This is a genomic window from Enterococcus sp. AZ129, assembly GCF_051714505.1.
Taxonomy (GTDB): Bacteria; Bacillota; Bacilli; order Lactobacillales; family Enterococcaceae; genus Enterococcus; species Enterococcus faecalis.
Genome location: NZ_JBIORY010000001.1, coordinates 1,492,072 through 1,503,727 on the forward strand (window position 1 = coordinate 1,492,072; position 11,656 = coordinate 1,503,727).

The following is an 11,656-nucleotide window of genomic DNA, read 5'->3' on the forward strand; positions in this document are numbered from 1 at the left end:
GAAAGAGCGAAGGTTTAAATTCCTTCGCTCTTTCTAATTAAATTAGATTAGTATTCCATTAAGGTAACAATATCGTAGCCATCAATTTTATCACGGCCATGTAAATCCATTAATTCAATTAGGAACGCACAACCAACCACAATACCACCTAATTGTTCAACTAATTCGATGGTTGCTTTAATTGTACCACCAGTTGCTAACAAGTCATCACAAATCAAAACACGTTGACCTGGTGTGATGGCATCTTTGTGCAACGTTAATGTATCTGAACCATATTCTAAGTCATAAGTCACTTCGATGGTTTCACGAGGAAGTTTTCCTTTTTTACGAACCGGAGCAAAGCCAACCCCTAGTTCATAAGCCACTGGACAGCCGACAATAAAGCCACGAGCTTCCGGTCCTACAACCATATCAATTCTTTTTTCTTTCGCGTAATCCACGATTTGTTTTGTTGCTTCACGGTAGGCATCACCATTAGCCATTAATGGAGAAATGTCACGGAACACGATCCCTTTCTCAGGATAATCTGGAATGCTTGCAATGTAATCTCTTAAATTCATTTTTATTTGTCCTCCTCATTCCACAGCCATTGTTGTATTGTTTGACAATCACTGTAAAGTAGAAATTCTTCTGTTTTTATTTTTTTCAATCGTTGTTGGTACACTTGACTTTCAGTCAATGGTCGATTGTCGGGTTTCTCAATACTGTTTAAAACACCGCTTTCTATTGTAACAAATCCTAAGTCAAAAAACACCTGTATCATGAAAATTAATAATTTTTCTTGGATATTTAAGTAATTTGCCACCTTCGATAGCTGGGAACGTAGATTTACTTCTTTTTGCTGCAAAATAAATTTATACAATGTTGCAAATTGTTCACGTGAAGCCATACCGTTTAAATAAGCTTCTTCTGGTGAAATAAACATCATGTATATACGTTGTATCTCAGTTGCTTCAACAATTTCTTTAACCGTGATTGCTTCCACAGGACAGTCGACAAAAACCAGTTGTTCGATTTGATTTTGAGAAACAGCTTCCACCAATTCTTCTTGGTTTGACCAAACAATAATATTAGCGGTTGGATCTGAAATGAATTTTTGATTTTTTTCATCAAACAAAAGATAAGCTGTTGCTTCTGAAGGAATTGGTTTCGTTTGATTATTTTTGCCACGAAAATCAAATAATTGTCTTCCCGATACAGCAAAATCAGTCACCATTAATTGTGGTTTCTTACGACCATTCCATTCATTGATGGAAAGTTGGCCTGCCACATCGGCGGTTCCTTGTGCTAGTTCATCCGCTTGAGGCCCCATTTGAAAAGCAATTGCATCCAATTGCGCCCCTTCTTGATTCATTTGAAATTTCAGATGTGCATTATCTGCACCAATTTGCCGAATTTGCGTAGGCGTGATTTCCTTAAATACAAAAGTTGGCACAGTATTATCGGTCCCAAAAGGCGCCAAAATACGCAATTGATCAATAAAAGCAGTCGTTGCCTGCGAAACCGCTAAGCTCTCACTAATGAGCAACTCTTGTCCATTAGCCATATCAATTTGATTTTTTTCAATAAAGTGTGCCAAATGTTCTTGAACAAAAGGAATATTTTCAACAGGTAAAGTCATTCCCGCTGCCATATGATGCCCACCAAAATGAGTGAATTGCTCACGCACTTCGTTCAACGCCTCATAGAGATTCAATGCGCTAATGCTACGTCCAGAGCCTTTAGCGGTCGTACCAGATTCATCTATTGCTAAAATAATGGTTGGTTTCCCCGTTTCTTGCATAATGCGGCCCGCGACAATCCCCAAGACGCCTTCATGCCAGCCTTGTTTCGCTAAAATATGGACCGGCGCATTCGGGTCGATTAAATCCAGGGCTTCTTTGGCAATCGTCGTTACAATGTCTTTTCGTTCATTGTTTTGTTGATCGATATATTTAGCGATTTCCAGCGCTTGCTCTTCATCAAATGTAGTCATTAATTCAACACCTGGTGCGGCTTCCCCTAATCGACCTAATGCGTTTAAACGAGGTCCAATGGTAAAGCCAATTGATTCTTCTGAAACAGCTTCCTTTTTCACACCCGCTTCTTGTAGTAAAACGTCTAAACCAATTCGATCACCAGTTTGAATCATTTGAAGGCCCATTTTGACAAACGTTCTATTTTCATCGGTTAATGAAACCAAGTCAGCAATCGTCCCAATTGCTACCAAATCTAATAATTCAATTGGCAATTCACCAAGTAACGCAGTAGCGACTTTGAAAGCCACGCCAACACCAGCTAAATCTCCAAAAGGATAGGCTCCTTGTGGATGTCTAGGGTGGACAATCGCATAGGCTTCTGGTAATTGTTCAGGCAATTCATGATGGTCAGTAACGATTACATCTACCCCTTGAGCCATAGCGTAGCTAATTGCTTCATGGCCGGCTACACCATTATCAACGGTTACAATTAATTGGACTCCTTGTTCAATTTGTTCAGCAAATACGTCTTTATTAGGCCCATAGCCATGAAGAAAACGATTCGGTAGAAAGTACTGAACCATGCCACCGACTAATTCGATTGCTTCTTTCATAACCGTGGTACTAGTGATGCCATCTGCATCATAATCCCCATAGACAAGGATTTGTTCACCCGCTTCGACGGCTTGCTGGATGCGGGCTACCGCTTTCTCCATATCATGCATTAAGAACGGATCATAAATATCTTCGATAGTCGGATGTAGAAACTTACGTAATGCTTCTTCTGTCCGGATATTGCGGTGCCATAAAAGTTGGCCAATTAATGGATTAATTTCTTCTTTTTTTAATTGTTCTATAAATTCTACAGGTAATTCTGTCTTTGTCTGTAACTGCCATTGATAGTTTGATTTTTTCACGACGTCACTCCTAACCAAGTAATTATAGCAAAATTTTTCCAAAAACTAAAGAAAGCATTTTTTTTAATCTGAGAAAAAAACTGTGATATCTGTTAGATAAATAGCAGATATCACAGTTTTATTTTAAAAGAAACTTAGCGATAAAGTCTCTTCCTTATTTTTGTTCCTCTTCATTCACACGAGGTTTCACATAACGGTCAATACGACTACCTGACACAGGCGTTGCGTCTACTTCTGTGTTTGATGTTTGTTCGTTGACCACTGGTTCTGCGACTTGTGGTGCTGCCGCTTGTTTGGCTTGCAAATCAGCCAATTGATTATCAAAAGAACGTTGAACTTTTTCCGTTTCTTCTTTGACTAATTTATCCATATCATTTTTATAAATATCCAACTCTTTTTGTACAGCTTTTAATTCCTTACGTTGGTTCCAAATGGTGGTTGTGGAGGTTAGTAACCCAACTAGTGCGCCAATAATTGCAGAACCTAAAATAATTAAGATTAACGGTCCACTAATTTTAGTAAAACCAAAGTTTACTGGAACAGCTTGATTATTTAAAACAGCAAAAATAACAACAATTAAGACCAACACAAGGCCCAAAATAACACGCCATTGATTTTTCATGACTTGATCGACTCCTTTATTTTTTATTTAAAATATTTCCCGCTATGAAATCTCCTAAATGTGGAAACAATGTATAAAAGCGGGCAGCCGCTTCCATGACAAATGGACGATTAATCTCACGTCGAGAAGTCCCCATACTCCCAACCACTTCTTTCGCTAATTTCGTAGGGTCCAAAACAATTTTATCCACCGCAGCTAGATAAGTGCCTGTCGGGTCCGCTTTATCAAAGAATTCTGTTTGGATTGGTCCTGGATTGACAGTCGTTACTACTACACCCAACGGTTTCAATTCTAAACGTAAAGCATTTGAAAAACCTAATACAGCAAATTTTGTTGCAGAATAAACGGTTGATTTAGCTGTAGCCATCTTCCCAGCCATTGAAGCAACGTTGATAATATGTCCTTGCCCAGCTTCAATCATTTTAATAGCTACTTTTTGAGTAAACGTCATCATTCCTAGAACGTTGACATCAAACATTTGGCGTGCAACAGCCAAGTCAATTTCAACAAAATTTTCAAACAAGCCAAAACCAGCATTGTTGACTAAAACATCTATAGGACCAACTTCTGCTGAAATAGCTTCAACCACACGTTCAACACTTTCTGGATCGGCAATATCTAATTGATAAGAAAATGCTTCTCGTCCGCTTAAAACAGCACACTGCTCGCGAACTTTACCAATCAAATTAATTCTGCGGGCGCAGACAACGACGACCGCCCCTTGTTTAGCTGCTTCATAACAAATTTGTTCACCTAAACCAGCTGAACCTCCAGTTACGACAACGACTTTATTTGTTAAATCCATCTAAGCTCCTCCTTCATTGGCAAATGGAATCTCAATGATATCCATATCTTTTACGATTTTTGTATTGGGGAAAATTTCTTGGGCTTCTTCTTGAAGCTGATAGGCCTCTTTGGTTAAATAACGGGCACTAATATGCGTTAAGATAAGTTGTTTTACTTGCGCTTCTTTTGCAACTTCAGCTGCTTGTTGACTGGTTGAGTGGAAGTAGGCTTTTGCCATTTTTGCTTCGTCTTTATTAAACGTACTTTCATGGACTAAAACATCCGCTCGTTGTGCTAAGGTTACACTATTTTTAGTTTTGCGAGTGTCTCCTAAAATCGTCACGATTCGTCCAGGTTTACGCTCTCCCACAAACGCTTGTCCATTAATTTCCTGTCCATCAAAAACAATCGTTTCACCACGTTTGAGTTTGCCATACAATGGCCCAGAAGGAATCCCTAAAGCTTGAAGTTTCTCTACTTGTAATTCTCCTTCATGCGCTGCTTCCTCAATTCGATAGCCAAAGCTCGTGATGCCATGGTCCAAGATATTACAGCGAACAGTGAATTGTTTATCTTTAAAAATAACGTCATTTTCTTTCGTTAATTCAATAAATTTCAGTGGATAGGACAACCGTGATTGCGAGACCCGTAAAGAAGTTTTAACAAAATCAGCAATCCCAACTGGTCCATAGATTTCTAAAGGTTCTGTCCCGCCCTGAAAAGAACGACTACTTAACAAACCAGGTAAACCAAAAATATGATCCCCATGTAAATGTGTAATAAAAATCTTTTCAATTTTTCTTGGGCGAATACTACTTTTTAAAATTTGCAATTGAGTCCCTTCCCCACAATCGAAGAGCCAAACTGCATTTCGTTCATCTAATAATTTCAACGCAATCCCTGTGACATTGCGATGTTTTGCTGGCACACCAGCGCCTGTTCCTAAAAATTGTATTTCCATCTGCTACCATACTTTCTTTTAAACTTCCTTTTTATTTTAGAAGAAGTTTGCTCCTTTAGCAAATAATAATTTATCTATTTTCTCAAAGTTTTCTTCTTAGTTTACCGTATTTTACGATAAAATAACAAAAAATTAGCAAACTACCATAAAAAACCGTAATTTCTTAGTATTTTAAAAGACTGTTTCCCTTTATTCAGAAAACAGTCTTTGATCCTTATTCTTCTTTCGATGTCGCTTCTTTATGTTGTTCTTTTTTTGCTTGCCACGATTGTTTCGCTTCATTTGCAACTTCGTTCGCATCGTTAATTTCTTGTTGGACTTCCTCTAAATCAAGCCGCGTGATTTCGCCACCTAAGTCAAACATAACCAACTGGTTGAGTGGACGGTTGTCTTCTTCTGCAATTAATAACAATCCCGTTTGTCCTTCATCAATCTTTTGAATCACATGTTCAAAAACCGTTTGGGCTTCTTGAATTTCTTTGGCGTCTTTGCTCGCACCATACATACTTCCAGCAAACCAGCCAAAAAGAATGCCCAGAGGACCACCTAATATGCCTACTAGCATCCCAATCATGCTATCTTTTGATGTATGATTGTTGCCTGTAAAATCGATAAAATCATTGATTTTAAATTGATGCTGGCCATCATTAACATGCGTAACAACCGCCATTTGCTCACCTTTAAGCTGTCTTTCTGCCTGCATCTTTTTTATTTCGGAAAATGCTTGGTACGATTTACTTTCAATATCAAAGTTCATAATGATAATTCGTTTTGTCATACAAATCGCTCCTTTATTCTGGATACATCTATTTTAGCAAGAAAGGTCTGTCTCTAGCAATGAAAACTTTTTGGTTATGTATAAAAAAAGAAGATAGCTAGGCTACCTCCTTGTTAATGCTTATTTACCATCAAGAATATTTAAACGGACCTTTTTTGGACCATCGATACGTACACTATAAACAATTGTCCGAATTGCTTTTGCAACACGCCCTTGTTTACCAATGATACGTCCAATATCTTCTTTGGCCACAGTCAAATTATACTCGAGGAAATCAGTTGATTCCTCAATTTCTAATGAGACTGCTTCAGGTTGACTGACTAACGGACGGACAATAGTTAAAATTAACTCTTTCACATCTGCCATATTCAATCACCTTATTTCTTAACGTTTTTAGCTTCATGATGTTTTTTCATAACGCCTTCTTTTGAAAGGATATTACGAACTGTATCAGAAGGTTGCGCACCTTTAGATAACCAATCTAAAACTAAATCTTCTTTTAAAACTACTTCTGCAGGGTCTTTCAAAGGGTTGTAAGTACCTACAGTTTCGATGAAACGTCCATCACGAGGAGAACGAGAATCAGCTACTACAATACGGTAAAAAGGACTCTTTTTAGAACCCATACGTTTTAAACGAATTTTAACTGCCATTATTAAATACACCTCCATTAACTTAATCACAAGAGTTAGTTTAACAGATTAACAACAACCTGTAAAGAGTTTTTTCTTGACACCTTTACTTTTTTTCAATTTTTTTAGCCAATTTGCAGGAAACCAAACGAAATAATGAAGAATTTTTACAAAATTTGATAATAGTTGTACTGGTTTCTCACTTGAAAGCCTTCTGTTTGATAGAGATGAAGCGCTGCTTGATTTTCTGCTTCAACTTCTAAAAAAATAGTCGCTGAGGCTGACTTTTCTAAAATCATTCGGAGCGCAGACTGTAACACTTGACGGCCAAGACCGCGACCTCGTTGCGTTTTTGTCACAACAAAGCCATAAATCCCCCATTCGTTTTCAAAATGATCCAAACGTAGCGTGGCTAAAAGTTGATTGTTTTCTTTATAAATAAGTGTTCGTTGAAGGTCCTCCGGCAAAGGCGTACCTTCGAGTAACCTAGCCAAGGAATCCAAATCAGCCACTTGTGGTCGGAGAAGTGTCAGCTTCGCCAACGCCTGTGAGTAAGTTTCTCTTTGAAAAACCAGATACTGTTCTGAAAAAGCTGGCACAATTCCTTGTCTATTAAAATAATTCAGGCCAACAGATTGCTTGTCGTCCATCACGAGAAAGACTTCTTTCATTCCCCACAAAGCTGCTTGCTTTTCGAGTTCTTGAACAAGTTCTTCAAAAAATGGCCCTACATTTGGCGCAACAATCGTCGCTTCCAAGGTTTTCCCATCAAAACAATACCCTACGATATATGCTTGAATGGTTTGTTCCTTCCTGTATAAACCATAATAAGTATAAGCTGATTCCTCAGGAAATGTTTGTTCCAATTTATAAAAAGTTCCTTGTTTAATCATTTCCTTGTTTTTTAATTCAGTCAATGTTTGTTTCTCCAACGGTGTTAACTGTCGGCGCCAATTTATTTTTTTATTCAAGCAGTTGCTCCTTTACTCATCCTTTTACTAGCTATTATACGTGAAGTTACGAAGTTCAACAATGTACAAGGATAAAACGTTTGCGCTTTTTTTGAAAAAGTACTATCATAAAGTAAGTAAAAGAAAAATGGAGGGATTTACATGACAAAAAAAATTGGTATTTTTATAGGGAGTTTAAGAAAAGATTCATTTAACAAATTGGTAGCAAAAACAATGGCGGACTTATTTCCAGCTGATTTCGAACCTGTTTTTATTAACATTGGTGATTTAGAATTATACAATCAAGATTTGGATGATGAAGGAACCCCCACCGAAGCTTGGACAACATTCCGTGAAGAAGTCAAACAAGTAGATGGTGTGATGTTTGTAACACCAGAATATAACCGTTCAGTACCAGCTGTTTTAAAAAATGCATTGGATGTCGGTTCACGTCCGTATGGCGAAAGCGTTTGGGATAAAAAACCAGGACTTGTGGTGAGTGTTTCACCAGGTGCAATTAGCGGATTTGGTGCAAACCATCATTTAAGACAATCATTAGTCTTCTTAAATGTTCCAACTTTACAACAACCTGAAGCCTATATTGGCGGTATTACGAACTTAATTGGTGAAGATGGTAAAATTATTGATGGCACTGTTGGCTTCTTACAATCAATTGTAGATGCTTACGTGGATTTCTTTAATCGCTTAACTGCCTAATTGAATCAATCGAGAAAAAGTGAGGCAACTTTTTACAGGTTGTCTCACTTTTTTTATTTTTTTGCTTGACCCTCTCGTTACGTAAAGGTTTATGATAGATTTTGTCAGGAGGAATGAATGATGGAATATACAATTAAAAAAATGGCTTCACTATCTGGCGTCAGTGCACGGACGTTACGATATTATGATGAAATTGGTCTTCTTCAACCAGCCAGAATTAATTCTTCTGGTTATCGAATTTACGGGCAAGCCGAGGTGAATCGTTTGCAACAAATTCTTTTTTACCGTGAATTGGATCTGAAACTAGATGAAATTAAAGAAATTTTGGAGCAACCTGACTTTAATGTTGAACAGGCTTTATACGAGCATCAACAAAAACTATTGGAAAAGCGCAATGAAATTGATCGTCTTTTAGCCTCTGTTCAACAAACCTTACACCATTACAAAGGAGAGATAAACATGTCAGATCAGCAAAAATTCGAAGCATTCAAACAACAAAAAGTTCAAGAAAACGAAGAAAAATATGGTAAAGAGATTCGGGAAAAATATGGCAACGAAACGATTGAACAAGCCAACAAAAAATATTTAAACTTGACGGAAAAAGACATGCAAGCAATGCAGAACGTGGAAAAAGATTTATTTTCTAAGTTAGCCATGTATCAAAAATCACCCAAGTTGACTAGCCAACTTGCGCAAGAAATTTTCCAATTACACAAAGATTGGTTAATGTACTCTTGGTCAAGCTATTCGCCAGAAGCACACAAAGGGTTAGGCCTTATGTATGTTGGCGATGAACGATTTACGTCATATTATGAACAACACGGTGCTGGTTTTGCCGAAGCGTTAAACGCAATTATCCAAAACTACGCTTAAACAGAAAGTGCGCCATTAGTCTCTTCGACTGATGGCGCACTTTCTGTTTCTTCCAATAATTAACTAAAGCCTGTTTATCTTTTTTTCTTTTTCTTCTTTTTGTTTTTCTTCATCATACGATTCATGGCCATTTTACCTAGCTTGCCTTTAACGCCGCCACCTAGCATTTGATCCATACCAGGAATGTTCATATCCCCTTTGGACATTTGTTGCATCATTTTTTTGGATTCTTTAAATTGTTTAATCATACGATTGACTTCAACCACACTATTTCCTGAACCAGCTGCAATTCTGCGGCGGCGACTAGGATTTAATAGATCAGGATTTTCACGTTCTGCAGGGGTCATTGATAGGACCATCGCCCGTTTCCGTGCCACATCTTTTGGATCGACTTTGACATTTTCAATACCAGGCATGTTACTCATTCCAGGGATCATTTTTAATAAGTCTTCAATCGGTCCCATGCCCATAACTTGATCCAATTGCTCAATAAAATCGTTAAAGTCAAAACTGTTTTCTTTCATTTTTTGAGCAAGTTCTTCTGCTTTTTTCTCATCGTAATCTTGTTGCGCTTTTTCAATTAGCGTCAACATGTCCCCCATACCTAGGATACGACTCGACATACGATCGGGATGGAAAATTTCTAAATCAGTTAATTTTTCACCAGAACCGACAAATTTAATCGGAGCCCCCGTTACTGCCCGAATTGACAGCGCAGCCCCCCCACGAGTATCGCCGTCCATTTTGGTAATAACAACCCCAGTAATTCCAAGCTGTTCATTAAAACTATCTGCAACGTTGACAGCATCTTGCCCCGTCATCGCATCAACAACTAACAGAATTTCATTGGGATTAGCCAACTCTTTAATTTGTTTCAATTCGTCCATTAAAGCTTCGTCAATGTGTAAACGGCCGGCCGTATCAATTAAGACATAATCATTTTTCTTTTCTTTTGCTAATGCTAACCCTTGACGAACAATTTCCACTGGATTAGCATCGGTTCCCATATCAAAAACGGGAACTTCTAATTGTTGACCTAAAACCTTCAACTGATCAATCGCTGCTGGACGATAAACGTCACCAGCGATTAAAAGCGGACGAGCGTTTTCTGTTTTCATTAAGTGTTTGGCTAATTTACCAGTAAAAGTTGTTTTACCAGCCCCTTGTAACCCTGTCATCATAATCACTGTTGGGATTTTTGGAGATTTATTCAGTTCAACCGTTTCTGAACCTAACGTTTTCGTTAATTCTTCATCAACAATTTTTACAATTTGTTGGGCTGGTGATAAGCTTTCTAATACTTCGACTCCTACTGCCCGTTCTCTGACACGTTTTGTGAAATCTTTGACCACTTGTAAATTAACGTCGGCTTCTAATAAAGCCAAACGGATTTCTCGCATCATTTCTTTTACGTCGGCTTCGGAAACTTTTCCCTTACGACGGATTTTACTCATTGCCTGTTGTAGGCGGTTTGTTAAACTCTCAAAAGCCATAGTTTCATTCCTCTATTTCTTGAATTTGTTCAATATATTTTTTGATTTCACTATCTTTGGGATAAGTTTCTTGAACATACTGCTGTAGTTGTTCAAGATATTCTTTCCGTACAACATAGTTTGAATAAAGATGTAACTTTTTTTCGTATTCTTCTAAAATTTTTTCGGTTCGTTTAATGTTATCATAAACCGCTTGGCGACTAACCTCATATTCTTCCGCAATTTCTCCTAAAGAAAAGTCATCAGCATAGTAAAGCTCCATATAATTCATCTGCTTTTCCGTTAATAATGTCGAATAAAATTCAAATAACGCATTCATGCGGTTTGTTTTTTCCATTTCCATGAGCCGTGCTCCCATCTTCAATCCCTTATAGGTTACCGATTTCATAGGGAATAGTCAATCTTTTTTTACTAAGTTTTTACCTTTTAAAAAGAAATGTCCGCAAGTTGCCATGTTTCTTCAGAATAAACGGTCATTCCTTGTTGAATAAAATAAGCAGTTGCGACTCCAACTCCAGCTTTTTTAATGCCAGAAAACTGTCCATCATAAATCAGCTGGCTGCCACAGCTGGGACTTTTTTCTTTCAAGATCAAGGTTGTAATTTGTTGAGTTTTTAATTTTTGATACGCGCGCTGTGCCCCTGCTTTAAACGCCTCAGTGACATCTTCCCCATTATCCGTATATACATAAGCAGTATTCGCCCAAACATCAAAGCCGTCCCCGCCAATGATTTCTGCTGGCGGACGTGGAATGGGCAACTCTCCTAAAACTTCGGGACAAATCATTATTGCTTTTCCATTAGTTACAAGTTGTTTTAACGCTTCTTGTTCTTGAGATTTTCCATCGTAACGGCAACAAATCCCACCTAAGCAACTACTAATACCAATCATTCGCTTCTCCTCATTTCATTTCTCTATTATACCATGAGTTGACTTTTCTCAAAAGTAGCATTCTCGCTTACTTTAAAG

General features: G+C 37.8%; 14 protein-coding genes. 2 read left to right on the plus strand and 12 right to left on the minus strand.

From position 1 onward, the window contains the following. Window positions 1–47: 47 nt before the first annotated feature. From IGJ90_RS07395 to IGJ90_RS07435, 9 genes are all read right to left on the minus strand, one after another. On the minus strand, window positions 48–560 hold the full coding sequence (locus IGJ90_RS07395; RefSeq protein ID WP_002366750.1) for an adenine phosphoribosyltransferase: 513 nt from the start codon (window positions 558–560) through the stop codon (window positions 48–50). Between the two features lie 2 nt (window positions 561–562). Further along, entirely contained in the window at window positions 563–2,875 is a 2,313-nt protein-coding gene (gene recJ / locus IGJ90_RS07400) for a single-stranded-DNA-specific exonuclease RecJ (protein ID WP_025186622.1), read from the minus strand. Window positions 2,876–3,029: 154 nt separating this feature from the next. Further along, window positions 3,030–3,497 carry a LapA family protein gene (locus tag IGJ90_RS07405; RefSeq protein ID WP_002357439.1) on the minus strand — a complete coding sequence of 156 codons (468 nt, stop codon included), beginning with the start codon at window positions 3,495–3,497 and terminating at the stop codon, window positions 3,030–3,032. A 16-nt stretch (window positions 3,498–3,513) separates the two neighbouring features. Then, window positions 3,514–4,302 carry an SDR family NAD(P)-dependent oxidoreductase gene (locus tag IGJ90_RS07410; protein WP_142960966.1) on the minus strand — a complete coding sequence of 263 codons (789 nt, stop codon included), beginning with the start codon at window positions 4,300–4,302 and terminating at the stop codon, window positions 3,514–3,516. Continuing rightward, complete coding sequence (gene rnz / locus IGJ90_RS07415) at window positions 4,303–5,244, minus strand: ribonuclease Z (protein WP_002366753.1); 942 nt, start codon at window positions 5,242–5,244, stop codon at window positions 4,303–4,305. A gap of 214 nt (window positions 5,245–5,458) precedes the next feature. Beyond that, window positions 5,459–6,022, minus strand: a complete 564-nt coding sequence (locus tag IGJ90_RS07420) for a DUF1269 domain-containing protein (protein ID WP_438767881.1) — start codon at window positions 6,020–6,022, stop codon at window positions 5,459–5,461. Window positions 6,023–6,142: 120 nt separating this feature from the next. Beyond that, complete coding sequence (locus IGJ90_RS07425; protein WP_002357435.1) at window positions 6,143–6,388, minus strand: KH domain-containing protein; 246 nt, start codon at window positions 6,386–6,388, stop codon at window positions 6,143–6,145. An 11-nt stretch (window positions 6,389–6,399) separates the two neighbouring features. After that, on the minus strand, window positions 6,400–6,675 hold the full coding sequence (gene rpsP / locus IGJ90_RS07430) for a 30S ribosomal protein S16 (RefSeq protein WP_002357434.1): 276 nt from the start codon (window positions 6,673–6,675) through the stop codon (window positions 6,400–6,402). 146 nt (window positions 6,676–6,821) lie between these two features. Next, a complete protein-coding gene (locus IGJ90_RS07435; protein ID WP_002366755.1) occupies window positions 6,822–7,625 on the minus strand; it encodes a GNAT family N-acetyltransferase in 804 nt (267 codons plus the stop codon). 141 nt (window positions 7,626–7,766) lie between these two features. Here IGJ90_RS07435 and IGJ90_RS07440 point away from each other — a divergent pair, with 141 nt between their 5' ends. Both IGJ90_RS07440 and IGJ90_RS07445 read left to right on the plus strand, forming a co-directional pair. After that, the gene (locus IGJ90_RS07440) at window positions 7,767–8,321 is read left to right on the plus strand and encodes an NADPH-dependent FMN reductase (protein WP_002366757.1); all 555 of its coding nucleotides are present in this window, start codon (window positions 7,767–7,769) and stop codon (window positions 8,319–8,321) included. Between the two features lie 117 nt (window positions 8,322–8,438). Then, complete coding sequence (locus IGJ90_RS07445; RefSeq protein ID WP_002357431.1) at window positions 8,439–9,194, plus strand: MerR family transcriptional regulator; 756 nt, start codon at window positions 8,439–8,441, stop codon at window positions 9,192–9,194. 74 nt (window positions 9,195–9,268) lie between these two features. Here IGJ90_RS07445 and ffh read toward each other — a convergent pair whose 3' ends face one another. The 3 genes from ffh to IGJ90_RS07460 form a co-directional block, all read right to left on the minus strand. Next, on the minus strand, window positions 9,269–10,687 hold the full coding sequence (ffh, locus tag IGJ90_RS07450; RefSeq protein WP_002360194.1) for a signal recognition particle protein: 1,419 nt from the start codon (window positions 10,685–10,687) through the stop codon (window positions 9,269–9,271). Window positions 10,688–10,691: 4 nt separating this feature from the next. Continuing rightward, entirely contained in the window at window positions 10,692–11,030 is a 339-nt protein-coding gene (locus tag IGJ90_RS07455; protein ID WP_002357429.1) for a putative DNA-binding protein, read from the minus strand. A gap of 83 nt (window positions 11,031–11,113) precedes the next feature. Next, a complete protein-coding gene (locus IGJ90_RS07460) occupies window positions 11,114–11,578 on the minus strand; it encodes a DUF523 domain-containing protein (RefSeq protein ID WP_002357428.1) in 465 nt (154 codons plus the stop codon). Window positions 11,579–11,656: the final 78 nt, after the last annotated feature.